The sequence below is a fragment of the Stenotrophomonas maltophilia group sp. vghtpe118 genome (genome assembly GCF_052605195.1).
This window is the reverse complement of sequence record NZ_CP199672.1, coordinates 619,264-640,146: the sequence shown is the minus strand read 5'-3', so window position 1 is coordinate 640,146 and position 20,883 is coordinate 619,264. Positions and strand designations below refer to the sequence as shown.

Below are 20,883 nucleotides of genomic sequence, written 5' to 3'. Positions count from 1 at the left end.
AAAAACGACAGCCAGGACCCCGATATGAAAGGACATCACGCCCGCCTCACGCACCGCCGCATGCGTTGGCTCCTGACACTGTGCCTCGGCGCCCTCGTGGGACCCGCCGTGGCAGGCACAACGCAACCGGAACGCACCTGGTTTGTCAGTGGTGCGGAGCTCATCACGCTGCTGCAGGGCAAAGGCGCTGACGGGTTCTGCGATGGCGAACACTGCCGGGGGCTGTCCAGCGCCCGGGCCAGCAGCTATATCCTGGGTGTCGCCGATGCCAGCCGCGGTCAGTGGTGTGGGCAGGGCCGGATCCTTCCGCATGAACTGGTCGATCAGGTGTCTTCCCATCTCCGGCAGCTGCCCCGCGTGCGATTGCAACAGGATGCGTCTCCCCTGGTTGTCGAAGGGCTGCGCGCGGCGTTTCCGTGTGGTCGCGGCACATCGCCTGGTGGCAGTGCCGAGCCCGGCAAGGCACGCTGAGACGCGTGGGCTGGGCGTTGGCAACGCGGGCTGCAGCCCGCGTAATGAACACATCGGTGTTCTGCACGCTGGCGACACGATGCATTCACGACCGCCGACACCCGCGCCCGCGACACTGCATGCTCCTTTCTCCGCATGAGGTGCCCCATGGCTACCTGTGATGTCTGCGGCAATGACTACGACAAGAGCTTCACCCTCCAGCAGGGTGGACGCAGCGGCACCTTCGATTCGTTCGAGTGCGCCATCCATGCGTTCGCACCGCGCTGCGCACATTGCGACTGCGCGATCATCGGGCATGGCGTTGAAGGAAACGGTCAGATCTTCTGCTGCGCACATTGCGCCGGTCACGCCGGTGTAAAGGGAATCGCAGACCGGGCCTGAGCCCGCTCCGGCCGGTCATGCCGGGACCAGCGAGGCGAGCCGTGCGACCCGGGCTGCACCCGAATCGGCGAGCAGCGCCATCGCACGCTGTTTCCGCGCCGGCGTCCCCGCCACGGCCTCCCGTGCCACCACTACGTCGAATTCCCTGGCGTTGGCGTCCAGCGCGGTAGCCAGGACACATGAATCGGCCGTCATCCCGCTGAGCCAAAGGCTGCGCACGCCAAGCTTGGCCAGCAGAATCGGCAACGGGCTGGCCAGGAACGCCGAATGCTTGGGCTTGAGCACGAAGTAGTGACCGGGCAGGGGAGAGAGGAGGTCGGCAATCCGCCCGGCCGGTCCTCCATCCCGCTGGCACTGTGCTACCTGTTGGCGGAAGTCACGCTTCCAGTCCGAGAAATTGTCATTGGCGTAGATGACCGGCCATCCGTGGCCATCAAAGTGGTTTCTCAAGCGTCGGATCTGTGCGGCCGCCCGCTCCGCTGCTGGCGCCAGCGCCTGCGCGCCTGGGAAGTCGAAGCGACTGAACATATCGATGATCAGCAAGGCGGTTGACGGAGCATTTCCCATGGTTCAATCCCCTGTCTGCGCGTGCGGAGCTTCGACCGGCTTGGATTGCGGTGAGTCCTTCTGCCGCAGGAAGATCGTAAGTACAACCAGGGACAGCACCGCAAGAAACTCACTCTGCCAGTTCTGCATCGATTCGAACCAGAACGTGCTGCTGCCCAGATGCTCCAGGAAACCCGGCACCGGCAACCCCTGCAGCTGCTGCTCGACCTGCTCGGCGCGCCAGCTACCCAATGCATGCAATGCAAAACTGAGCAGGAACAACAGCCCGAAGGCAATCGCAAGCGAGTGACCGTAAAGCACCTTCCATGCGCCGCCGCGACGAACCGGCCACGGCGCAGGGCCCGGCTCGACGCGGTTCTGCTCCTGCGCCGGGTCCAGGGGCCGGGATTCGGCCGAGCCACGCTGGCGCAGGGCGACGGTCAGAAGAACGTACATTCCCATCTGCAGGAACTCGCTCTCCCAGTTCTCGAATGTAGCGCTCACGAAATGCCCGGTCGCCAGGTAGTGCCAGAGGTCGATCGCCGCGCGCCCGTGCTGCGTCAACTCCTGATTGTGCACGTGATGTCCCGCAACTGCCTGCCCGACAATGAAGACGACAGTGAGTGCGAGCAGTACCAGCGAGAGACCGTTGCGTTTCCACATGCAACACCTCTTTCAGCCTGACCAGAAACCGTGCATGCAGCTTGCGCCGGCAGCGCACCATGACGCGTGAACCCGGCGCATCCAGGATGTGAGGCGGCCTCAACGCTTGCCCGTCGGATCGGGATCGGGACGCTCGTAGTCCTCGGGTACGGCCTTGGGGCCATCGCCGTCGTCCGGCATGTCGTGCTCCTTCCACTTCGCTCGACCATTGCGCCGCTTGTCCGGCGTGTGTGCTTTCGATTGATCGTCCACGTCTGTTGTTGGATTGAAAGGCAGCTTGTCGTTCATGGTGAGCTCCTGTGGCGGGTGTTCGCAGCGTGCCCCGGGCCGGGTTAACACCACGACGCCGCGGAATGAACGCTGCGCACACCTGGATGTCACCGGGGCAGGAGGGCGTCCCTGCAATGCTGTCGTTCCGATCTTCTGGAGAAGCACGATGCAGGCATTGACCTATCACGGCCGCAAGGATGTGCGCGTCGAGACCGTGCCGGACCCGGTGCTGGCAGCTGAGGACGACCTGATCCTGAGGGTTACCGCCACCGCCATCTGTGGCTCGGACCTGCACCTGTACAGGGGCAAGATTCCCGATCTGCACGACGGCGATGTGCTGGGGCACGAATTCATGGGCGTGGTGGAAGAGGTCGGCAGCGGCGTAACCCAGGTGAGGCCGGGCGATCGCGTGGTGATCCCTTTCGTGATCGCTTGTGGCGAGTGCTTCCACTGCCGGCTGGCCGAGTATGCCGCCTGCGAGACCACCAACCCGGGCAAGGGCGCTGCGCTGAACCAGAAGGGCCTTCTGCCCCCGGCGGCGTTGTTCGGATACAGCCATCTGTATGGCGGCGTGGCAGGCGGACAGGCCGAATTCGTGCGCGTGCCCAAGGCGAATGTGGGCCCACTGCGCATCCCGGAAGGCGTGGCCGACGAACAGGTTCTGTTCCTGTCGGACATTCTGCCCACCGGCTATCAGGCCGCGCTGAACGCAGGGGTCAAGCCGGGCTCGACAGTGGCGATCTTCGGTGCCGGTCCGGTTGGGCTGATGAGCGCGGCCTGCTGCCGGCTGCTGGGAGCGGAGACCATCTTCATGGTCGACCATCTTCGCTACCGCCTGGACTACGCGCGCCGTGCCTATGGTGTGACGCCGATCGACTTCAAGGAGATCGAGGACCCGGCCGACTACATCCTTACCCAGACCAGTGGACGCGGCGTGGATGCCTGCATCGAGGCCGTCGGTTTCGAGGCCGAGGGCAGTGCCCTGGAGTCAGCGCTGACCGCCGTGAAACTGGAAGGCAGCAGCGGCGTGGCCATCCGTCAGTGCATCGCAGCCGCCCGCCGCGGCGGCGTGGTCAGCATTCCCGGTGTCTATGCCGGTTTCATCCACGGGTTCCTGCTGGGCGATGCGTTCGACAAGGGCCTGACATTCAAGATGGGGCAGACTCACGTGCAGGGACTGATGCCGGAGCTGCTGGACGCAATCCTGGAAGGAAAGCTGGATCCGGGGGACATCATCTCGCACCGGATGCGCCTGGCCGACGCGGCGCAAGGTTATGCGATGTTCGATGCCAAGGACGACGACTGCCGCAAGATCGTATTGACTCCCTGAGCAGGCCGTCATGAGTTGGATTGTCATGGCATGTGTCTACGCAGTCTGGCTGGCCGCCGGTGCGCTGGACTTCCACTTTCACCGGCGTACCGACCTGCCGCACACGTCCGCGATGCGCGAGAGCCTGCTGCATGGGCTGCAGCTGCTGCTCATCGGCAGCGGCGTGCTGGCGTGGCTCGTGCTGGAAAGCACGTGGTTGCTCGTCACGCTGCTGGCAGTCCTGGTCATCGCGCACGCAATCGCCGGCTACCTCGACACTGTCAGCGCGGACGGGCGGCGACGCATCAGCCCGGCCGAGCAGCACGTGCACAGTGTGCTCGACGCCGCTCCCTGGGTGCTGCTGGGCGGGGTGGCGTGGCAGGCCGAACCTCGATGGGCAGTCAATGTGGCACTGGCAGCACCGGCGCTGTGGGGGTTCGTACTGCTGCCGGCGCTTGGCCTGGTGGTGTTGCCCTGGCTGTGGGAGCTGCGCCAGTGCGTGCGTGCCAGCGAACAGCGCCAGCGGTGAGCGCGTGAGGAACACTGCGCCGGGTATTCATGTGGCCGCCACACCGCCAAGACAGTGATGTGACCGCAGGGCGCCTACGTTCATGACCTATCTTCATTGCAGATCGGCCATGCAGGATGTGACGTTGCCTTCTTCGCTGTTCAACCGTGCACGCCAGGTTCTCGCCCAGCAGCCCGCACTGCCTTTGCCCGGAAGTGGCCACACGCTGCAGCGCTGGCGGGCGCTGGCGGCGTGGGGGGCAGAGGATCTCTGCCTGGCCAAGGTGCTGGAAGCGCATTACGACGCCCAGGCGATCATTGCCGAGCTGAACGCGCCTGTGGTTGCTGAAGGGCAGCTGCTGGCGGTGTGGGCCGCAGAAGGCCCAGCCAACACCCTGCGCATCGACGCCGGCGGTGGACTGTATGGTGACAAGCCCTGGTGTTCAGGCAGCGCGTGGGTGGATGCGGCACTGGTAACCGTGCGGAACACACACGGCGTGTGGCTGTGCCATGTGGCGGCGGAGCATTGGTGCACGCTTTCGGGTGAGCCCTGGCCGGCGGCTGGCATGGCCGGCATTCCGTCCACGACGGTGCGCTTCGACGGCGCACCGATGACGATTCTGGGACCGCGCGACGCCTACCTGCAACGGCCGGGCTTCTGGCATGGCGGAGCCGGTATCGCGGCGGTCTGGTTTGGCGCAGCGGTGGCACTGGCTGAACGCATGCGGCCGGCCTGCAGCGACGGCAACCGCGCACGGCTGCTGGGTGCAGCGGACCTTGCCCTGGGGCCGGCTGCGGCGCTGCTTCGCGAAGTGGCCTCGCGCATCGACGACGCGCCCCAATCGGCACATCGGGAAGACGTAGTGCGGCTGCGCTGCGTGGTCGAGCGGGCGGCGACGCGCGTCCTGGACCTTGCAGGTCGGGCGCTCGGTCCGGCGCCGATGTGCCTGGAAGACGGGCACGCCCGCCGCTGGGCGGACCTGACGGTGTTCCTCAGGCAGTGCCATGCCGATCGCGATTGGCAGTGGCTGGGGGAGCAGCGGGCAGCCGAGGAGACCGCATGGGCGCTGTAGCCAGCACACCCCTGCAAGGACAGGGAACTCTGGAACAGGCCTGGCTGCGCTGCGATTGGCTCTGGCAGCAACCGTCCACGCCCGCCCGCTCGCTGTGCGCCGACCATCACCGCCTTGTGGTCGTTGCGCCGCATCCCGACGACGAGATCCTTGGCTGTGGAGGGCTGCTCCATCAAGCTGCGGCACAGGGCATGGAGATTGGCGTCATTGCCGTGACCGATGGTGAAGCGTGTTATCCGGGTGAGCCGTGGTGGACACCGGACCGCCTGCGGTCGGCGCGTCGGGCAGAGCTTGCAGCGGCGCTGGCGGAACTTGGGATTGCGGCCGACGCGACGTTTCATCTCGGCATCGGCGATGGCGCGGTCAGCAAGCACGAACAGGGCTTGCAGGACTGGCTGCAGCAGCACCTGCAGCCGGGCGATCTGGTGCTGGCGCCCTGGCGCTTCGATGGGCATCCCGATCACGAAGCGGCAGGGCGTGCAGCCTGCCGCGCCGCGCGCGCAGTGGGTTGCCGTCGCCTGGAGTACCCGGTATGGGGCTGGCACTGGCTGGATCCGGCCTGCGCGCATATGGCGTGGGAGTTCCCGCAGCTTGTCGACATTTCCGCAGTGGCGTCGGTGAAACGAAGTGCGATCGCCCGGTTCCGGACGCAGACGGGCAACGTGCCGGGCCTGAACAGCCCGCCGGTGCTGCCTTCCCATGTACTGGCCCGATTTTTCCGCGATTACGAGGTATTTCTGGCATGAGCGCGCAACCGTACTTCGATGAACTGCATGAGCAGGAAGACCCTTTTGGCTACCGCAGCCGGTGGTATGAAGAACGCAAGCGTGCGTTGCTGCTGGCCAGCCTGAGCCAGCGCCAGTTCAATCGTGGCTGGGAGCTGGGATGCTCCAACGGCGTGCTGACCGAGGCCCTGGCGGCCCGCTGTGAGCGCCTGCTGGCCACCGACATCAGCCCGCGCGCAGCGTTCCGGGCCCGCCGCAACCTGGCCCACCTGCCGCACGTGCAGGTCCACTGCGCCAGCCACCCCGAGCAATGGCCGCCGGGGCGCTTCGACCTGATCGTCTGCGGTGAGATGGGCTACTACCTGGGGACGAGCGCTCTTCGCGAGCTGCGTGCCGGAATCGATCAAGCACTTCGTGACGACGGATTGCTGGTCGCGTGCCATTGGTTGCCCTCGTTCCCCGGGCGGGTGAGCCGGACCGAAGTCGTGCATCGGTGCCTGGGCCACGGCCTGCACGAAGCCTTCCACTATCGCGATGCGGACTTCGTGCTGCAGGGCTGGACGCGCGGCACGCTGTCACTGGCCCGCAACGAGGGCCTGCGGTGATAGGCGTTCTGGTCCCCGCGCACAACGAGGCAGCCAGCATGGCGCGCTGCCTGCAATCGATCCGAAGGGCGGCCCTGCACCCGGGCCTGGGCGGCGAACCGGTCGAAGTGGTGGTTGCACTGGACGCTTGCTCGGATGCGACGGCGTCCATCTGCCACCAACAGCGCGTCGGCATTGTGCGGCTGGATGCACACTGCGTGGGGATTGCCCGCGCAGCGGCCGCCGTCGAGCTGTTGGGTCGCGGCGCCAGGTGGCTGGCCAGCACCGACGCCGATAGCGAGGTCCCTGGCAATTGGTTGGTTGGACAACTGGAGCAGCCGTGTGACGCCTTCTGCGGACTGGTGGACATTGCGGCGCGCTGCCCGTCCGAACATCGCCTGCGGAGGGTATTCCAGGGGCGGCAGCAGTGGGGGGAAGGTCACGGGCGCATCCATGGTGCCAACCTAGGTGTTTCTGCCCATTTCTATCATGCGGTCGGCGGTTTTCCTGCCTTGCGCTGCGGGGAAGACGTTCAGATGGTGAGGGCGCTGCAGGCCTGCGGCGCGGATGTACGCTGGGCCGGTGCACCCGTCGTCTTCACCAGTGCGCGTCTGGAAGGGCGCGCCGCAGGGGGATTTTCAGCCTATCTGGCGGAGATTGGGGCGGCGGGTGCCCCTGCCGTGCTGACCGGGCGGGTCATTGTGTAAACACCGGCCATTTCGCCGCACCGCAGCATGCGGTCGCGCCGTCAGGCGTCTCCGATCCAGGCCGAATCCCATGAAACCCGGGCACATCGGCCGATGTGTGACGCGTGGCCTGTACGCGTTTACGGCGCGTGAACGCTGCCTACCTTACATTGATCGGCTGGGAGAGCAGGAGCGGTCGATGCCGAACAGCGCGATTGTCTACGCCAGCCAGGCTGCCCCAGGGTTCACGCCGGAACGCCTGGCTGCACTGATGGAAGATGCGGCCCGCTTCAATCGATCAGCGGGCGTGACCGGGGTCCTGTTGTTTGACGGGCAGCGCTTCCTGCAATACATGGAAGGCCCGGCCGACGGGCTGGATGTTGCCTTCTCCCGCGTAAGCGGCGCCCGCAGCCACACCGAACTGACCGAACTCGGGCGTGGCCGTGTCGGGCAGCGGCGGTTGCCGTTCTGGCCAATGCGCTGCCTGTCGGTCAGCGCGGGCGAGCTGCAGATGATCGCCCTTGCGGACTGGAGCCGTTTCATCCAGCGGGCGGTAACCAGCCAGGACGAAGACGAAGCGATGCAGAAGCTGCTTGCAATCGTTGAGCCCTACGCGAACGCCGCTTGAAGTCCGGGACGGGTGTTAGCGTAGTGTGCAGCCGAGGAGAGGCGGCGGTGCCCCAGCGCCTGAAGGCCCTCATCGCCGCCTACAACGGGGCAGCGATCATTGCCGCGCAGGAAACCTCCTGCGCCAGAAGGAACGAATGTGCCCCTCCGCGCGATCGCCTACGCAAGTGAGGCGATACCGGGGCTTTCCATGGACCATGTGGACGACCTCGCCAGGGCCGCCGCCGGCTTCAACTTCGAAGCCTGCGTTACCGGTGTGCTTCTTTACGATGGGCTCCGCTTCCTCCAGTACATCGAGGGACCGGAAGACAGCATCAACGTGGTGTACAGCCGCATTCTCAGTGCCCGCAGCCATCGCGAGCTGATCGAACTGGGCCGTGGCAGGGTTTCAGGCCGATTCTTTCCTGATTGGTCGATGCGGTTGCTGTGGGTTGAGGCCTCCGAGATCCGCAGCGTGGCGCGTGGCAACTGGGACGGGCTCTCCCGTGGTGGTGCGCTGCGCCAGCTGAGCCTGGTGGTGGCCCCGCACCTGGGTTGACCGCTGCAGTCGGGGTCAGCGTGCCGAAGAAGGTGCGCAGGCGTCGCCCACCACGCGCCGCACAGTCTCCTGCAGCTGGTCGACGTGGAACGGCTTGGCCACGAAGGCGGCGCGGCGGTGGCGCTGCGGCACCAGCTGGTCATAGACCGCAGAGACGAACAGAAAGGGGATGCCAAGTTCGGCCAGGCGATCAGCGACTGGAAACACCACGCCGTCACGAAGCTCGACATCCAGCACGGCGCCGTCGAATCGCTGGGTGTCCAGCAGTCCCAGCGCGTCGAACACGCTGTAGGCGTGCGTCACCTGGTCGCCTGCGTCCTCAAGTGCATGTTCCATCAGTGCTGCCAGGTCGAGCTGGTCTTCCACCAGCAGCAGGTTGCATCTGCGCTGGCTCATTCCGGATTGCATGTGTACAGCCTGTATTGCTTCGGGAGTGCCAGTCTGTGCTGTGCAGCATCAATACGACGCGTGCGGCTTGTCAGCCCGGCGCGAAGCCCGTGAAGCGCGCCTCCAGCACCGTCGAGGCAGCGTGCAGGGCCGGATGGAGCTCGTTGACGGCGCCTTGGCACGTGGCATGGATACTGCCGCCGTCCCCCGCATTGGAGCTTCTCTCATGCCGCTATCCGGAACCGATTCTGCTTCTCCACGCGTGCTGCGTGTCGAGTGCATGCCGCTGGACTGCGGTGGCACTGCCATCGTAGTGGAACTGGACCGCATGCCTGAGCGCACGTGGATGAAGTCGCTCAAGCGAGCCCTGCAGGCCGACGATCTCCTGGAGGGCGCGCACGCCAAGTTCGATGGGCGCTTCGTGTATGTCGTGGGCGTGGAGGGCGGTGCTCATCGTATGCAACACCGTGTGGTGCAGGCACTGGTGGCGACGGACGCTCCGCGCGCGTCGGGTGGCAGCCTGCAAGGTCGAGCCGGCGGCGCGGCACTGTCCAGCCCGATGCCCTGATCGCGGAGCGGGGCCAACCCACAGTCCCTGCATGTTATCGCCGCATCAGGGCCGCGTGCAGCGGCCACCTCCAGCGGTTCACACCGCCCGACAAGGCGGTGATCGCCAGCGCTTCACCATGTTCTCCGGAGGCATGTCGCCCCAGACCGGAGATCGAAATGGCAGACCACAACGACACCCGACGCGAACGCTTGCTGAAATGGCTGCAGGATGCCTACGCCATGGAACAGGAAGCGGAGACCATGATGAAGGCCATGGCTTCGCGGATCGAGAACTACCCCCAGCTTGCTGCCCGGATCGGCCAGCACGTCCAGGAGACACAGGGGCAGGCCGCTTCCCTGCGGGAGTGCATCGAGGCGCTGGGAGGAAGCGTGCCCACCGCAAAGGGATTGTTCGCCAGCATGACCGCCGCCATCCACGCCGCTGGCAACACCCTGATGGAAGATGAGGTGGTCAAGAGCGTGGGCCTTTCGTTCGGCTTCGAGAACACCGAGATCGCCACGTACCGGGCGCTGGTGATCGCTGCCGAGCGCGCCGGCGCGCCCGACATTGCGGCGGTGTGTGGCCAGATCCTGCAGGAAGAGGTTGCCATGGCGCGCTGGCTGGAGGACCACCAGGACGGCCTGGTCGGTGCGTTCCTCAACCGTGACGAAACGCCTGGCGCCCAGGCCAAGCGTTGACCGCAAAGCCAGCCCACGCCAGCCACTGGAGAAATCCTCATGTTCTTTCATCACAAGAAACTGATGTATACCGTGCGCGTCCGCGAATCCAATCCGCAGCTCGCCAGCCTCATGCTTGAGCAGTTCGGCGGCCCGCAGGGCGAGTTGGCCGCCGCGATGCGCTACTTCACCCAGGGACTTGGCGAATGCGATCCCGGGCGCAAGGACCTGCTGATGGACATCGCCACCGAAGAGATCAGCCATCTGGAGATCATCGGCACCATCATCGCCATGCTCAACCGCGGGCCCAAGGCGATCCAGTCCGAAGGCCTTGCCGAGGCCGAGGACATGCGGCTGCTGGGGCAGAACAGCACCAGCCACACCGAACAGATCCTCTACGGCGGCGGCCCGGCGCTGGTCAATTCCAGTGGGGTGCCGTGGACAGCCGCCTACATCGACTCGATCGGTGACCCCAGCGCAGACCTGCGCTCGAACATTGCGGCCGAAGCCCGCGCCAAGCTGGTGTATGAGCGCCTGATCAACGTCACCGACGACTCGGGCATCAAGGATGCGCTGCGCTTCCTGATGACCCGCGAGATCGCCCACATGAAGTCGTTCGAGAAGGCGCTGCACAGCATCCAGCCCAACTTCCCACCGGGCAAGCTGCCGGGGGATCCTGCGTTCACTGATCTGTACATGGACATGTCGCAGGGCGACGGCGCCGACGACCTGCAGGGCAGCTGGAACAGCGGCGAGCTCTGGGAGCGGGTCAGCGACCGCGAGGCACAGGCTGCGGTGGACGGTGGCGACGGCAGCGGCACGGTGGACCTCGATCCACGCGAACAGGCCGCGGTGCAGGCCATGACCCTGCGCACGCTCTCCGACCCGGAAGCGCGGCCGACCACCGGGGCCGAGCTGGGGGCCGGCCCGGGCGCGGGCGCACTGGATCTGCCGCCACGCGAGCCATGAAAAACCTGGGGCGCCCGCCTGCGGCGCCCCAGTTGAAACGCCCGTGAGTGACGCGAGGGCGCACGAAAGTGGGCGGACATCACGTCCGCCCACGAAGGGGTACATCGGGTTTCAATGCAGATCAGCGCTGCTGGCCACCGCGGTTGTTGCCGCCGCCACGTTCCTGCTGTTGCTGCCCGCCTCCCTGGTTGCCGCCCTGGTTGCCTCCCTGGTTGCCACCGCCACGACTGTTCTGGCCGCCTTCGCGGCCGATGTCAGCCATGTGCTGGCGGTCCTGGCTCACTGCTTCGCCGCCCTTGCGGCCGGCTTCGCGTGCTTCTTCCGAGCTGAATTCATGGGCGTTGCCTGACTCGTGCGCGGCACGTCCACCCTTGGCGGCGATCTCGCGCTGCTTGTCCTCGTCCATCGAAGCGAAACCGCGGTTGCTGTTGCCCTGGTTCTGGTTCTGGTTGGCCATGGAAAGTCTCCTTGGGTTCAGCCGCCCGATTGGCGGCAGCGACCATCTTCCAGATCCGGCGCTAGATGGCGGTGGCATGGCTGCCAACGTGGCGTCATCCGGGAGCCCGCGATTCCTCATCCTGCCTCCACGAACCATGGTGCACGCGTGTGCGCACAGGCAGACACTTCTTCCGCAACCCAACCACGCGTCAACGCGATGCGGAAGGGCCACGCCACAGTTCGACGCAGCCTCCACACCGATCTCACCGCGCGTACGATCCGCGTGGCTAAGGTAGAGCGGTCTGCAACAACCGGTGGTGCCATGCCTTTTCGAGCAATTGCCTACGTAAGTGAAGCCTCCCGCAACCTGACGGAACAACGGCTGCAGCAGCTTGTGGCGGAGGCGGTGCAGTTCAACGAATCCGTCGATGTGACCGGCACACTGCTGTTCGATGGCTCGCGCTTCCTGCAGTACCTGGAAGGCCCGGAGGCAGGAATCAAGGCCGCTTACACGCGTGTTCTGGCCGCCAGCAGCCACAGTGGGATCGTCGAACTGAACCGGGGCAGGGTGGGGCGTCGACAGTTTCCGCACTGGCGGATGCGCAGCGTGCGGGTGGACGAGCTGGCGCTGGGAAAGATCGCCATCTCCGACTGGACCGGCTTCGTGCGCAGCGCGTCGGCGCTGCAGTCGGGCACCAGTGCCCTGGATCGACTGCTGTCGGTTTCGCAGTCGCACACGGAGGCAGCTGCGGCCAGCATCACCGAACCGGACGGGCAGCTGGCACGATGAAGGCCACAGCCGCCCCGGTTGCGCCCGCCCCACCACGCGTCGGTTGTGCGGGATGGTCGCTGCCGCGGGCGGATCAGGAAGCGTTCGGCGCGGGCGACAGCCTGCTGCAGCGCTATGCCACACGCCTGTCGATGGTGGAGATCAACTCGTCCTTCTATCGACCGCACCAGCCCAGGACTTACGCGCGATGGGCCGCGAGCGTTCCGGAGGGCTTTCGGTTCGCGGTGAAGCTCCCGCGCGAGATCAGCCATGAGCGTCGGCTGCGCGATGCAATGCAACCGCTCGAACAGTTCCTTGAAGGCGTGCTGGCGCTGGGCGGAAAGCTCGGTCCGTTGCTGCTGCAGTTGCCGCCCAGCCTGGTGTACGACACGATCACGACCGAAACCTTCCTGCGGGGCCTGCGCGCACGCACGCAAGCCGACCTGGCGTGCGAGCCGCGCCACCCGAGTTGGTTCACGCCGGAGGTCGATGCGCTGTTGAGCGCGCATGGCGTTGCACGGGTCGCCGCGGATCCGGCACGTGTGCCGGCGGCAGCGATCCCCGGCGGTGACCGCACGTGGAGCTACTGGCGCTGGCACGGCCAACCGCAGATCTATCGCAGTGCGTACAGCGAGCAGACCCTGGCCGGGCTCGCGGAACGGCTGCGGCGCGAATCCGACGCGCAACGACCCGCCTGGTGCGTACTGGACAATACCGCACTGGGCCATGCCACCCGCAACGCACTGGGCCTGCAGGCGCTGCTGTCGGAGAACGCACATGCCTGAAGGCCCTTCCATCGTGCTGTTGCGGGAAGCGGCGAGCCATTTCAAGGGGCACGTGGTCCGCACCGTGTCCGGCAACAGCCGCATCGACCTGTCACCGCTGCAGGGCCGCAGGGTCAAGGCGGTCCGCAGTTGGGGCAAGCACTTCCTGCTGGAGTTCAGCCGCCACACGCTGCGCATCCACCTGATGATGTTCGGCAGCTGGCGCATCGATGAAAGGAAGCCAACCCCGCCGCGTGTATCCCTGATGTTCGACAATGGCGAGCTGAACTTCTATGCGTGTTCCGTGCGGCTGATCGATGAGCCGTTGGACGATGTCTACGATTGGCGCGCGGACGTGATGAACGACGCCTGGGATCCGAAGCTGGCCCGGCGCAAGCTGAAGGCCCTGCCGGACGTCATGGTCTGTGATGCGCTCCTGGACCAGACCGTCTTCGCCGGCGTGGGCAACATCATCAAGAACGAGGTGCTGTTCCGGATAGGCGTGCATCCCGCCTCCCGGCTGGGCGACCTGCCGCCACGAAGGCTTACCGCCTTGATCGAGCAGGCTCGCGCCTACAGCTTCGATTTCCTGGAGTGGAAGCGCCGCTTCGAGCTGAAGAAGCATTGGCAGGTGCACACGAAAAAGGTCTGCCCCCTGTGTGGTGGCCCGATCAGCAAGCTCTATCTGGGGACGACGCGGCGACGCACGTTCTTCTGCCCGAATGATCAGGTGCTGTACGGGCCCTGAGGCGGCCATCCGTGGCCGCCGGGTTCCGGCGTGCGCCGGTCAGGCGGCCTGCGCGGCCTTGGCGTTGCCGCCGCCCTTGGCCAGCAGGGTCAGCTTTTCGTCGGTGGCCTTCTCTTCCTCCAGCGTCTCCAGCAGCAGCGGAAGGGCATCCTTGTAGCCCAGCTGCTTGGCCAGCGCGGCGATGGTGCCGTAGGACGCAATCTCGTAATGCTCGACCTTCTGCGCGCCGCCGATCAGGGCCGCATCCCGCACCGGCCCCTTGTCGATGCTGTCGATCACTTCCTTGCCTTCCTCCACCAGGCCCTCCATCGCCGCACACTTGATGCGCTTCAGGCGAATGCCAAGCACCTCCACCACCTGATCGATGCGTTCGATCTGGCCCTGCGTTTCTTCCAGGTGCGTTTCGAACGCTGCCGCCAGGTCCGGGTTCTCGGCCGCACGGGCCAGGCGCGGGAGGGCCTTGGTCAGCTGCTTCTCGGCACTGTAGATATCCGAGAGTTCGTGGATGAACAGGTCTTCCGCCGTCTTGATAGCCATACTGGGCTCCGCAGTGAGTGGAGTGCCCAGCGTAGGTCCTGACCGGTTGCGATCGGGCAGGGGCCAAGTGAAGGCGGCATGGGAACGTCCACGCGAACTCTGCGCGCTGTCTTCACGATGCAGGATCTGTCGGCATCCGTTGCCGCCGATGCATCCAGGTCTTCGCCATGGCTTCACAATGGCATCGCTTCGTGCCCATGCACCGGCCGGTACGGTCACTTCACGCCCGATCACGCGTGGAGACCCCCCATGAGCGATGACAAGAAGAACACCGGCAGCCCGGACCGGGATCGTATCAACGTCAACGAAGATTACGAGCTGCAGTACTGGACCGCGACGCTGGGTGTGTCCGCCGCAGAACTTCGTGCCGCTGTCGCGGCGGTCGGCCCCACCGCCGTTGCGGTCCGCAAGCATCTGGGAAAATAGCGCGGAGTTGCCCATGTCCCTGGTCGAGTACCGCCGCAAGCGTCGTTTTGACCAGACCCAGGAGCCCGAGCCGGGCAAGGCGCTACCGAAAGGCCAACGCGCCATCTTCGTGGTGCAGTTGCACCATGCCAGCCGCAGGCACTACGACTTCCGCCTGCAGGTCGGCGACGCGCTGAAGAGCTGGGCCGTGCCCAAAGGACCCAGTTACGACCCGAAGGTCAAGCGCATGGCGGTGGAGGTGGAGGATCATCCTGTCGACTACGCGAGCTTCGAAGGCGAGATCCCCAAGGGCCAGTACGGCGGTGGCCATGTCGCCCAGTTCGACCACGGTGTATGGGCCACGCAGGGCGACCCGGAAGCCCAGCTTGCCAAGGGTCATCTGCGCTTCGAGCTGTTCGGTGCCAAACTGAAGGGCGGATGGCATCTGGTCCGCTCCGGGAAGCCGGCGCGCCAGCCGCAGTGGCTGCTGTTCAAGGACGACGACGAATTTGCCGGCGATATCGAGGCGGACGATCTGCTGGCCGATGTCGCTGAACCCCCTGCAGAGGATCTGAAGCGGTCGGGTGCCGGCAAGGCTGCAAAGAAAAGGCTCGCCACAGTACCCGCCAGGCGCACCCGGCCAAAGAACTGGGCGAAGAAGGCCCTGGCGCTCAGCAGGGCAAGAAAGGCCGCAGCGCCGTCCGGTCCATTCGAACCACAGTTGGCCAAGCTGGGAGACGCGCCGCCCCAGGGCGGGCAGTGGGTCCATGAGATCAAATGGGACGGGTACCGCATCCTTGCCACGGTCGCCGAGGGCAATGTGCAGCTTTGGTCCCGGAATGCACTGGAGTGGACCGGCAAGATCCCCGAGATACGTGACGCTGTGGCGGCGCTGGGCCTCACTTCAGCCGCACTGGACGGCGAGCTGATCGCCGGCGCTGGCACCAAGGAGGACTTCAACCTGCTGCAGGCCACGCTCTCCGGCGAGCGCCAAGGCGTGCTGACGTATGCACTGTTCGATCTGCTGCACCTCGATGGTGTGGATGTCGCTGATGCGCCCTTGCTGGAGCGCAAGGCCTTGTTGCAGTCCGTGCTGGAAGGACAGGGCCGCCCGTTGGCGTTCAGTTCGCATGTGCAAGGTGATGGCGATGAAGCCTATCGCGTGGCCGGCGAGCAGCATTTCGAAGGCATCATCTCCAAGCGCGCCGACCGCAGCTACCACAGCGGCCGCAGCGAGGATTGGCGCAAGACCAAGCAACTGGCCAGCGACGAATTCGCGGTGGTCGGATATACCGCGCCCAAAGGCAGCCGCACCGGCTTCGGCTCACTGCTGCTGGCCCGGCCGGATGCGAAGCATGGCTGGCTCTACGCCGGCCGCGTCGGGTCCGGGTTCTCGGACGAACTGATCGGTGACATCAGCAAGCGCATCAAGGGCGGTGGCGGCCGCAAGCCGACCGCCTACGTGCCCACGCAGGACACCGACCTGCGCGCTGCGACCTGGTTCGAGCCACGTTTCGTGGTCGAGGTCTTCTACCGCGGGATCGGCGGGCAGAAGCTGTTGCGCCAGGCGTCGCTGAAGGCGGTGCGGGCCGACAAGGATACCGCCGACCTTGCCGATTCCGATCGCGCTGGAACGTCCCCGGCGGCGGCGCGCACACCGGCAGCCTCGGGACCTGCGCGCAAGACCAGGAAGGCACCGGTGGCGGATCGCGTGCCGCCGTCGCTGTCGTCTCCGGGCAAGATCCTGTTTCCCGGCGACGGTTACACCAAGCAGGACGTGTGGGATTACTACACGGCAGTGATGGATCATCTCCTGCCCGAGGTGATTGATCGCCCGTTGTCGATCATCCGATGCCCCGGTGGCACCGCAAAACCCTGCTTCTTCCAGAAACACCATACGGCCGGACTGGAATTGGTCGACGCGGCAAGGCTGAAGGAAGAAAGCGGCATCAATGCCCATTACCTAGTCGTGCGCGACCCGGCCAGCCTGCTCGAACTGGTGCAGTTCAACGCATTGGAATTCCATCCGTGGGGCAGCCACGCCGAAGCGCCCGAGCAGGCCGACCGGGTGGTGTTCGATCTGGATCCAGGACCGGACGTGCCCTTTGCCGAGGTCAAGAAAGCGGCCACCGACATCCGCAAACTGCTGGCGCAGCTGGAGCTGGAGTCGTTCCTGCGTGTATCCGGCGGCAAGGGCCTGCACGTGGTCGTGCCGCTCAACCCGGGATGCGATTGGGACCTGACCAAGCGCTTTGCGAAGGGTTTCGCCGAAGCACTGGCGCAGTCCGAGCCGCAGCGGTTCCTGGCAACAGCCACCAAAAGCCTGCGCAACAAGCGGATCTTCGTTGACTATCTGCGAAACGGGCGCGGAGCAACGGCGGTCGCGTCGTACTCGTTGCGGGCCAGGCCGGGGGCACCGGTGGCGCTGCCGATTGCATGGGGGGATCTGTCCAAACTCAAGCGCGCCGACGCGTTCACGATCAGGGACGTGCCAGCAAAGCTCAAACGGCGCCGCAGGGACCCGTGGGCCGGCATCGACAAAGTGAAACAGAATCTTGCGCGATGGGCGCAGGCAGACGGGTAGCCCAGGCGCACTCTGCGTACCGTCTGTCTGTCTGAACCCAACTGATCCACAAAATACACAGCGTCGGAACATACCGGCGGCGCGGTTGGCCTATGCTTTCGACACGGAATCTGGGGGGATTCGCTACAGGAGCAGCCAATGCCGATCAGGGCAGTCGCATACGTGAGTGAAGCGGCCCCAGCCGTTGCGGGTGACCCGCTGGGTCTGGGCAGCGTGAAGCTGGATGATCTGGTGGATGATGCCGCCCGCTTCAACCGAAATGCGGGCGTCACCGGGGTGCTGCTGTTCGATGGAGCCCGATTCCTGCAGTACATGGAGGGGCCCGAGGACGGCTTGAGCGTGGCGTACTCACGGGTGCTCGGTGCTACCAGCCACACGGGACTGATCGAATTGCAGCGCGGCAGGGTAGGCAACCGGCGTCTCCCGTTCTGGCCGATGCGCTGGCTCCCGACGCAGCCGGCGGCGTTGAGACGCCTGGCCCGCGCAGACTGGCTGGGGTTTGTGCAGCACAGCGACGGCCAGGCCGAGGCTGAGACGGCGATGGACGTCCTGGCCAGGTTGGTCGAACCCTATGCCATCGCGGCCTGACGTGATGGCTCAACGACCTCCATAGCGCGCTGCCCACGGGATCTCTCCGCTGCACACGTTGAGGTGCCCGGTGCGCATCACGCAATACATCCGGGCATCGGAGTCGGCACTGGCAGCAATGAAGTCCAGCGCCTCGGCGAGCATTCGGATGAACTGTGGCTCGGGGTAGAACGCCGCCCATTCCGGCAGCATTTCCTCCAACTGCGCGATCATCAGGTCGATCTCCAGGTGCGTGCTCACAGCGGGTTCCTCCTTCCAGGCAAGCTAGCGACCGCACTGCAAAGGGGCGTCGTCGCCCGCACAGCGGGCGCAGGCGCGTCGCCCACGCGATGTTCACCCGCCTTTGATCGGCATCGCTGCTGCCACGCGTGTGAGCATTTCCTGCACGGCCGCACCACTGCTGTTTCACCCGCAGCGGCGTATCAGGGAAGGCTTCCAGCTGACTCTGCAAGGGTGTATTCATGGCCGACCCGTTACCGCGCGCCAGTCTCTGGTCCCGTGATGCCGAATCGAACAGCTTCCGCCCACTTGCCGGAACCACGCAGGCGGACGTGCTGGTGGTTGGTGCTGGCATGACTGGCCTGCTGACAGCGGCCCGCCTGGCCGATAGCGGCCTGGATGTGCTGGTGGTCGATGCGGGGCCCATCGGCGGGCGCAATACGGTGATGTCCACGGGCAATCTTTACGCGCCCGTTTCCCGGCTGGCAGACCTGATCGCGCGTTGGGGCGGTGACACGGCCAGTCGTATCGTGCAGTGGCGGCAGCAGGCGCTGCGGTCCATCGAAACACTGGTTCACCGCTACGATCTGCGCTGTGGCTTCGAACGCGTGGCCATGCAGTACGGCATGCAGGAGCGCACCCGCGAGGTCACTGCGCGATTCGAGCGTGAGCTGCAGGCCTATCAGCGCGTCGGCCTGCAATGCGAACACCACCAGTCCGGGCTGCCGTTCACCTTGGGCCACGCCTTCCGCGTTGCAGATCAGGCGCAATTGGATCCGGCGGCGTTCTGCATTGAGCTGGCGCGACATCTGGCGGGCCGGGTGCGCATCCACGACTGGACCCGGATCAACAGCATCGAGGCATCCGCCGGCGTTGCGACGGCCGACGGCGCCCGCATCCACGCCAGGCACTTCGTGCTGGCCACCCATTCGCCAGCAGGTTTCAACCTGGTGCAGGCCGAGATGGAGGTCTACCGCGAATACGGCGTGGCGGTACCGGTTGCCACGCCGCCCGCGGCAGGCATTCATTGGATTGCCGATCGGCACCGATCGCTGCGCGGGGTGCGCGGTACTGATGGCCGTGACTGGTTGGTGCTGGTCGGCGAGACCCACCGCACCGGCGAAACGCCGCCGATGGATCCAGCCCAGCATCTGGTCGCCGACGCGCATCGCAATTTCACCGTGCAGGGAGAGCCGCTGTGCTGGTCCGCGCAGCAGTTCCGTGCAGCCGACCAGCTGCCCTACATCGGCAGCAGCGCGCACGACAATGTGTGGCTGGCTACCGGCTATGGGCCGGACGGCTTGACCTGGGCGGGCGTGGCCGCGCGTGCGATCACCGAGGGAATCCTCGGCACGACCAGCGAGATCGAGCAGCTGCTCAGCCCCATGCGCTTCACACCGGTGCGCTCGGCGGCCGGTTGGGCCCGTACCAATGGCACCGTTGCGCGGCACATGGTGGGAGATCGCCTTGCTGCTGTGCCGTCGCACTCGCCCAGTGAGCTGGCCCGTGGTTGCGGCGCACTGCTGGACGTGGACGGAAAGCGAACTGCGGTCTACCGCGATGAGGGAGGGCGCCTGCACACGATGTCGGCGCTCTGCCCGCACCTGAAGTGCGTTGTTCAATGGAATGGTCATGAGCGCACATGGGATTGCCCTTGCCACGGCAGCCGCTTTTCCGCCACCGGAGCGCTGCTGGAAGGCCCTGCCAGGCAGGGCCTCACACCAGAACAGTGATAGGTGCAGGTAGCCGCCGGAGCAGCGACCTCAGGCTTCGGCGGCCGCGTCCGCATCGCAGGGCATGCAGCGCTCCTTCTTGGACTTGATGTCTGCAGCGGTCTTCGCCAGTCCCTCGTAGCGCTGGCGTATCTCTTCAAGGTGGGCCGGCTCCATCGACTCCAGGTTCAACAGCTCCTGGTTGGCGTCCTTGCTGACACGGATCAGTTCATCCAGTTTGATGTGCAGCGCTGCGGTGTCGGCGTTCTGCGTATGCTGAATCAGGAACACCATCAGGAAGGTCACGATGGTCGTTCCCGTATTCACCACCAGCTGCCACGTGTCATTGAAGTGGAAGGCCGGCCCGCTGGCAGCCCAGGTGATGATCACCCCCAGCGCTGCGACGAATGCCCCCAGGCTGCCGGACAATCGCGCCGTCGCGGCCGCGACACGGGCGAAGCCGCGCCGGATCACTTGTCACCTCCCGCGGCCTCCTCATCCGTGCGACGGTCTGGCAGCCTGACCCGCTCCCCAAGGCGCTTGGCCTGCTCGTCCGGCGTGGGTGCAGCGACGAAGGGAGAGATCGGGTCGCTGGCGGGGAAGGTTTCCTGCAGCGCTTCGTCATGATTGCGGTGGTTGTGCAGCTTTGCCTGCAGCGGACTGACAGGATCGGGGCGCTGCGCCTCCGTGTCCGGATGGGGAAGGTCTTTCTGGTCGCGTTGCATGGTGCATCTCCAGGTTGATCACCACCTCGCAGGTGGCGGGCCCAGCATAGGAATGCGTTGTGGGCGCACCCATCAAGGGCGGGGCAACGTGATGTCAAACCTTCAGGCAACGCGCATTAACAATCAGCAGGGCGGGGGAGCCCGGCGTCGGCCACGGCGGCGCCAGGCCATCACCTGGCCCACCACCGCCGTCAACAGCAGCATCGCATTGGTCACCACGAAGACCACGCTGCCCAGCATCGCGCTGTACACCGTGAACAGCGCAGACGCGGTCATCTGGCCTGCGAACAGCCACCTGGACACGGCTTCCGGGTTGGGCGACTGCCACTGCTTCACCATCTGCCGGATCAAGGTTGCCATCAGTACCGCCGTGGCGGCCCAGCCAAGTACGTCGGGGTGCATGACGGCCTCCGGTGTGTGGGCACCCAACG

The 20,883-nt window shown here is 65.7% G+C and carries 30 protein-coding genes; 20 read left to right on the top strand and 10 right to left on the bottom strand.

Annotated features, from left to right (window positions below):
• The first annotated feature begins 24 nt into the window (after window positions 1–24).
• Window positions 25–471, top strand: a complete 447-nt coding sequence (locus ACUDTM_RS03070; protein ID WP_242015815.1) for a Rap1a/Tai family immunity protein — start codon at window positions 25–27, stop codon at window positions 469–471.
• A gap of 147 nt (window positions 472–618) precedes the next feature.
• The gene (locus ACUDTM_RS03065; RefSeq protein WP_111007731.1) at window positions 619–852 is read left to right on the top strand and encodes a hypothetical protein; all 234 of its coding nucleotides are present in this window, start codon (window positions 619–621) and stop codon (window positions 850–852) included.
• Between the two features lie 15 nt (window positions 853–867).
• On the opposite strand, the gene ACUDTM_RS03060 is transcribed toward ACUDTM_RS03065, so the two are convergent.
• The 3 genes from ACUDTM_RS03060 to ACUDTM_RS03050 form a co-directional block, all read right to left on the bottom strand.
• Window positions 868–1,419: a cysteine hydrolase family protein gene (locus ACUDTM_RS03060; protein ID WP_111007730.1), complete on the bottom strand. Its 552-nt coding sequence runs from the start codon at window positions 1,417–1,419 to the stop codon at window positions 868–870.
• Window positions 1,420–1,422: 3 nt separating this feature from the next.
• Window positions 1,423–2,061, bottom strand: a complete 639-nt coding sequence (locus ACUDTM_RS03055) for a DUF6766 family protein (RefSeq protein ID WP_111007729.1) — start codon at window positions 2,059–2,061, stop codon at window positions 1,423–1,425.
• A 99-nt stretch (window positions 2,062–2,160) separates the two neighbouring features.
• Window positions 2,161–2,349 (bottom strand): hypothetical protein, encoded by a 189-nt coding sequence (locus tag ACUDTM_RS03050; protein ID WP_088497168.1) that lies wholly within the window; start codon window positions 2,347–2,349, stop codon window positions 2,161–2,163.
• Between the two features lie 148 nt (window positions 2,350–2,497).
• Here ACUDTM_RS03050 and ACUDTM_RS03045 point away from each other — a divergent pair, with 148 nt between their 5' ends.
• The 8 genes from ACUDTM_RS03045 to ACUDTM_RS03010 all read left to right on the top strand — a co-directional run bounded on the left by ACUDTM_RS03045 (window position 2,498) and on the right by ACUDTM_RS03010 (window position 8,380).
• Window positions 2,498–3,661, top strand: coding sequence for a zinc-dependent alcohol dehydrogenase (locus tag ACUDTM_RS03045; RefSeq protein WP_088497169.1), 1,164 nt, complete (start codon window positions 2,498–2,500; stop codon window positions 3,659–3,661).
• A gap of 10 nt (window positions 3,662–3,671) precedes the next feature.
• Complete coding sequence (locus ACUDTM_RS03040) at window positions 3,672–4,169, top strand: hypothetical protein (RefSeq protein ID WP_445391132.1); 498 nt, start codon at window positions 3,672–3,674, stop codon at window positions 4,167–4,169.
• 109 nt (window positions 4,170–4,278) lie between these two features.
• Entirely contained in the window at window positions 4,279–5,220 is a 942-nt protein-coding gene (locus ACUDTM_RS03035; protein WP_445391131.1) for an acyl-CoA dehydrogenase, read from the top strand.
• Window positions 5,208–5,966: a PIG-L deacetylase family protein gene (locus ACUDTM_RS03030; RefSeq protein WP_072167062.1), complete on the top strand. Its 759-nt coding sequence runs from the start codon at window positions 5,208–5,210 to the stop codon at window positions 5,964–5,966. Before ACUDTM_RS03035 ends, ACUDTM_RS03030 begins: the two co-directional genes overlap by 13 nt.
• Window positions 5,963–6,550: a class I SAM-dependent DNA methyltransferase gene (locus tag ACUDTM_RS03025; protein WP_065196295.1), complete on the top strand. Its 588-nt coding sequence runs from the start codon at window positions 5,963–5,965 to the stop codon at window positions 6,548–6,550. The genes ACUDTM_RS03030 and ACUDTM_RS03025 overlap by 4 nt, the downstream gene beginning before the upstream one ends.
• A complete protein-coding gene (locus tag ACUDTM_RS03020; RefSeq protein WP_445391130.1) occupies window positions 6,547–7,236 on the top strand; it encodes a glycosyltransferase in 690 nt (229 codons plus the stop codon). Before ACUDTM_RS03025 ends, ACUDTM_RS03020 begins: the two co-directional genes overlap by 4 nt.
• Window positions 7,237–7,414: 178 nt before the next feature.
• Window positions 7,415–7,843, top strand: a complete 429-nt coding sequence (locus ACUDTM_RS03015) for a BLUF domain-containing protein (protein WP_188241011.1) — start codon at window positions 7,415–7,417, stop codon at window positions 7,841–7,843.
• A 138-nt stretch (window positions 7,844–7,981) separates the two neighbouring features.
• The gene (locus ACUDTM_RS03010; RefSeq protein ID WP_072167058.1) at window positions 7,982–8,380 is read left to right on the top strand and encodes a BLUF domain-containing protein; all 399 of its coding nucleotides are present in this window, start codon (window positions 7,982–7,984) and stop codon (window positions 8,378–8,380) included.
• Between the two features lie 15 nt (window positions 8,381–8,395).
• Here the strand turns inward: ACUDTM_RS03010 and ACUDTM_RS03005 are convergent, their stop codons facing one another.
• Complete coding sequence (locus ACUDTM_RS03005) at window positions 8,396–8,788, bottom strand: response regulator (RefSeq protein ID WP_072167057.1); 393 nt, start codon at window positions 8,786–8,788, stop codon at window positions 8,396–8,398.
• A 205-nt stretch (window positions 8,789–8,993) separates the two neighbouring features.
• On the opposite strand from ACUDTM_RS03005, the gene ACUDTM_RS03000 reads away from it, so the two are divergent.
• From ACUDTM_RS03000 to ACUDTM_RS02990, 3 genes are all read left to right on the top strand, one after another.
• Complete coding sequence (locus tag ACUDTM_RS03000; protein WP_080376901.1) at window positions 8,994–9,335, top strand: hypothetical protein; 342 nt, start codon at window positions 8,994–8,996, stop codon at window positions 9,333–9,335.
• A 158-nt stretch (window positions 9,336–9,493) separates the two neighbouring features.
• Window positions 9,494–10,015: a ferritin-like domain-containing protein gene (locus tag ACUDTM_RS02995; RefSeq protein ID WP_069138513.1), complete on the top strand. Its 522-nt coding sequence runs from the start codon at window positions 9,494–9,496 to the stop codon at window positions 10,013–10,015.
• A gap of 39 nt (window positions 10,016–10,054) precedes the next feature.
• A complete protein-coding gene (locus ACUDTM_RS02990) occupies window positions 10,055–10,963 on the top strand; it encodes a manganese catalase family protein (protein ID WP_188241013.1) in 909 nt (302 codons plus the stop codon).
• 121 nt (window positions 10,964–11,084) lie between these two features.
• On the opposite strand, the gene ACUDTM_RS02985 is transcribed toward ACUDTM_RS02990, so the two are convergent.
• On the bottom strand, window positions 11,085–11,420 hold the full coding sequence (locus ACUDTM_RS02985) for a KGG domain-containing protein (protein ID WP_133050517.1): 336 nt from the start codon (window positions 11,418–11,420) through the stop codon (window positions 11,085–11,087).
• A 303-nt stretch (window positions 11,421–11,723) separates the two neighbouring features.
• Here ACUDTM_RS02985 and ACUDTM_RS02980 point away from each other — a divergent pair, with 303 nt between their 5' ends.
• From ACUDTM_RS02980 to ACUDTM_RS02970, 3 genes are read left to right on the top strand one after another with little or no spacing between them, the layout of a single operon-like run.
• Complete coding sequence (locus tag ACUDTM_RS02980) at window positions 11,724–12,191, top strand: BLUF domain-containing protein (RefSeq protein ID WP_088497443.1); 468 nt, start codon at window positions 11,724–11,726, stop codon at window positions 12,189–12,191.
• Complete coding sequence (locus ACUDTM_RS02975) at window positions 12,188–12,955, top strand: DUF72 domain-containing protein (protein ID WP_188241014.1); 768 nt, start codon at window positions 12,188–12,190, stop codon at window positions 12,953–12,955. The genes ACUDTM_RS02980 and ACUDTM_RS02975 overlap by 4 nt, the downstream gene beginning before the upstream one ends.
• Window positions 12,948–13,682: a DNA-formamidopyrimidine glycosylase family protein gene (locus ACUDTM_RS02970; protein WP_188241015.1), complete on the top strand. Its 735-nt coding sequence runs from the start codon at window positions 12,948–12,950 to the stop codon at window positions 13,680–13,682. The genes ACUDTM_RS02975 and ACUDTM_RS02970 overlap by 8 nt, the downstream gene beginning before the upstream one ends.
• Window positions 13,683–13,721: 39 nt before the next feature.
• Here the strand turns inward: ACUDTM_RS02970 and ACUDTM_RS02965 are convergent, their stop codons facing one another.
• The gene (locus ACUDTM_RS02965; RefSeq protein WP_005416567.1) at window positions 13,722–14,219 is read right to left on the bottom strand and encodes a YciE/YciF ferroxidase family protein; all 498 of its coding nucleotides are present in this window, start codon (window positions 14,217–14,219) and stop codon (window positions 13,722–13,724) included.
• A 249-nt stretch (window positions 14,220–14,468) separates the two neighbouring features.
• Between ACUDTM_RS02965 and ACUDTM_RS02960 the strand changes: the two genes are divergently transcribed.
• From ACUDTM_RS02960 to ACUDTM_RS02950, 3 genes are all read left to right on the top strand, one after another.
• Window positions 14,469–14,645 (top strand): DUF3606 domain-containing protein, encoded by a 177-nt coding sequence (locus ACUDTM_RS02960; protein ID WP_065426543.1) that lies wholly within the window; start codon window positions 14,469–14,471, stop codon window positions 14,643–14,645.
• A 13-nt stretch (window positions 14,646–14,658) separates the two neighbouring features.
• Window positions 14,659–17,208, top strand: a complete 2,550-nt coding sequence (ligD, locus tag ACUDTM_RS02955) for a DNA ligase D (RefSeq protein WP_188241016.1) — start codon at window positions 14,659–14,661, stop codon at window positions 17,206–17,208.
• A gap of 138 nt (window positions 17,209–17,346) precedes the next feature.
• On the top strand, window positions 17,347–17,796 hold the full coding sequence (locus ACUDTM_RS02950) for a BLUF domain-containing protein (protein WP_188241017.1): 450 nt from the start codon (window positions 17,347–17,349) through the stop codon (window positions 17,794–17,796).
• A 9-nt stretch (window positions 17,797–17,805) separates the two neighbouring features.
• Here ACUDTM_RS02950 and ACUDTM_RS02945 read toward each other — a convergent pair whose 3' ends face one another.
• Entirely contained in the window at window positions 17,806–18,036 is a 231-nt protein-coding gene (locus ACUDTM_RS02945; RefSeq protein ID WP_138951212.1) for a hypothetical protein, read from the bottom strand.
• Between the two features lie 221 nt (window positions 18,037–18,257).
• Between ACUDTM_RS02945 and ACUDTM_RS02940 the strand changes: the two genes are divergently transcribed.
• Window positions 18,258–19,748: an FAD-dependent oxidoreductase gene (locus tag ACUDTM_RS02940; RefSeq protein WP_088497448.1), complete on the top strand. Its 1,491-nt coding sequence runs from the start codon at window positions 18,258–18,260 to the stop codon at window positions 19,746–19,748.
• 30 nt (window positions 19,749–19,778) lie between these two features.
• Here the strand turns inward: ACUDTM_RS02940 and ACUDTM_RS02935 are convergent, their stop codons facing one another.
• The 3 genes from ACUDTM_RS02935 to ACUDTM_RS02925 form a co-directional block, all read right to left on the bottom strand.
• Window positions 19,779–20,201 carry a low affinity iron permease family protein gene (locus ACUDTM_RS02935; RefSeq protein WP_188241018.1) on the bottom strand — a complete coding sequence of 141 codons (423 nt, stop codon included), beginning with the start codon at window positions 20,199–20,201 and terminating at the stop codon, window positions 19,779–19,781.
• Window positions 20,198–20,452: a hypothetical protein gene (locus ACUDTM_RS02930; RefSeq protein WP_188241019.1), complete on the bottom strand. Its 255-nt coding sequence runs from the start codon at window positions 20,450–20,452 to the stop codon at window positions 20,198–20,200. The genes ACUDTM_RS02935 and ACUDTM_RS02930 overlap by 4 nt, the downstream gene beginning before the upstream one ends.
• A gap of 123 nt (window positions 20,453–20,575) precedes the next feature.
• Window positions 20,576–20,854, bottom strand: coding sequence for a hypothetical protein (locus ACUDTM_RS02925; protein WP_111128470.1), 279 nt, complete (start codon window positions 20,852–20,854; stop codon window positions 20,576–20,578).
• Between the last annotated feature and the right edge of the window lie 29 nt (window positions 20,855–20,883).

Excerpts from the sequence above, each read along its gene's own strand:
- ACUDTM_RS02950 (WP_188241017.1), top strand. The coding sequence starts at position 17,347 with ATGCCGATCAGGGCAGTCGCATACGTGAGTGAAGCGGCCCCAGCCGTT.
- ACUDTM_RS03065 (WP_111007731.1), top strand. The coding sequence starts at position 619 with ATGGCTACCTGTGATGTCTGCGGCAATGACTACGACAAGAGCTTCACC.
- ligD (WP_188241016.1), top strand. The coding sequence starts at position 14,659 with ATGTCCCTGGTCGAGTACCGCCGCAAGCGTCGTTTTGACCAGACCCAG.
- ACUDTM_RS02925 (WP_111128470.1), bottom strand. The coding sequence starts at position 20,854 with ATGCACCCCGACGTACTTGGCTGGGCCGCCACGGCGGTACTGATGGCA.
- ACUDTM_RS03025 (WP_065196295.1), top strand. The coding sequence starts at position 5,963 with ATGAGCGCGCAACCGTACTTCGATGAACTGCATGAGCAGGAAGACCCT.
- ACUDTM_RS02965 (WP_005416567.1), bottom strand. The coding sequence starts at position 14,219 with ATGGCTATCAAGACGGCGGAAGACCTGTTCATCCACGAACTCTCGGAT.
- ACUDTM_RS02940 (WP_088497448.1), top strand. The coding sequence starts at position 18,258 with ATGGCCGACCCGTTACCGCGCGCCAGTCTCTGGTCCCGTGATGCCGAA.
- ACUDTM_RS03070 (WP_242015815.1), top strand. The coding sequence starts at position 25 with ATGAAAGGACATCACGCCCGCCTCACGCACCGCCGCATGCGTTGGCTC.
- ACUDTM_RS03030 (WP_072167062.1), top strand. The coding sequence starts at position 5,208 with ATGGGCGCTGTAGCCAGCACACCCCTGCAAGGACAGGGAACTCTGGAA.
- ACUDTM_RS03045 (WP_088497169.1), top strand. The coding sequence starts at position 2,498 with ATGCAGGCATTGACCTATCACGGCCGCAAGGATGTGCGCGTCGAGACC.
- ACUDTM_RS02980 (WP_088497443.1), top strand. The coding sequence starts at position 11,724 with ATGCCTTTTCGAGCAATTGCCTACGTAAGTGAAGCCTCCCGCAACCTG.
- ACUDTM_RS03060 (WP_111007730.1), bottom strand. The coding sequence starts at position 1,419 with ATGGGAAATGCTCCGTCAACCGCCTTGCTGATCATCGATATGTTCAGT.
- ACUDTM_RS03055 (WP_111007729.1), bottom strand. The coding sequence starts at position 2,061 with ATGTGGAAACGCAACGGTCTCTCGCTGGTACTGCTCGCACTCACTGTC.
- ACUDTM_RS03050 (WP_088497168.1), bottom strand. The coding sequence starts at position 2,349 with ATGAACGACAAGCTGCCTTTCAATCCAACAACAGACGTGGACGATCAA.
- ACUDTM_RS03005 (WP_072167057.1), bottom strand. The coding sequence starts at position 8,788 with ATGCAATCCGGAATGAGCCAGCGCAGATGCAACCTGCTGCTGGTGGAA.
- ACUDTM_RS02960 (WP_065426543.1), top strand. The coding sequence starts at position 14,469 with ATGAGCGATGACAAGAAGAACACCGGCAGCCCGGACCGGGATCGTATC.
- ACUDTM_RS03000 (WP_080376901.1), top strand. The coding sequence starts at position 8,994 with ATGCCGCTATCCGGAACCGATTCTGCTTCTCCACGCGTGCTGCGTGTC.
- ACUDTM_RS02970 (WP_188241015.1), top strand. The coding sequence starts at position 12,948 with ATGCCTGAAGGCCCTTCCATCGTGCTGTTGCGGGAAGCGGCGAGCCAT.
- ACUDTM_RS02990 (WP_188241013.1), top strand. The coding sequence starts at position 10,055 with ATGTTCTTTCATCACAAGAAACTGATGTATACCGTGCGCGTCCGCGAA.
- ACUDTM_RS03040 (WP_445391132.1), top strand. The coding sequence starts at position 3,672 with ATGAGTTGGATTGTCATGGCATGTGTCTACGCAGTCTGGCTGGCCGCC.
- ACUDTM_RS02985 (WP_133050517.1), bottom strand. The coding sequence starts at position 11,420 with ATGGCCAACCAGAACCAGAACCAGGGCAACAGCAACCGCGGTTTCGCT.
- ACUDTM_RS02995 (WP_069138513.1), top strand. The coding sequence starts at position 9,494 with ATGGCAGACCACAACGACACCCGACGCGAACGCTTGCTGAAATGGCTG.
- ACUDTM_RS02975 (WP_188241014.1), top strand. The coding sequence starts at position 12,188 with ATGAAGGCCACAGCCGCCCCGGTTGCGCCCGCCCCACCACGCGTCGGT.
- ACUDTM_RS03015 (WP_188241011.1), top strand. The coding sequence starts at position 7,415 with ATGCCGAACAGCGCGATTGTCTACGCCAGCCAGGCTGCCCCAGGGTTC.
- ACUDTM_RS03035 (WP_445391131.1), top strand. The coding sequence starts at position 4,279 with ATGCAGGATGTGACGTTGCCTTCTTCGCTGTTCAACCGTGCACGCCAG.
- ACUDTM_RS02930 (WP_188241019.1), bottom strand. The coding sequence starts at position 20,452 with ATGCAACGCGACCAGAAAGACCTTCCCCATCCGGACACGGAGGCGCAG.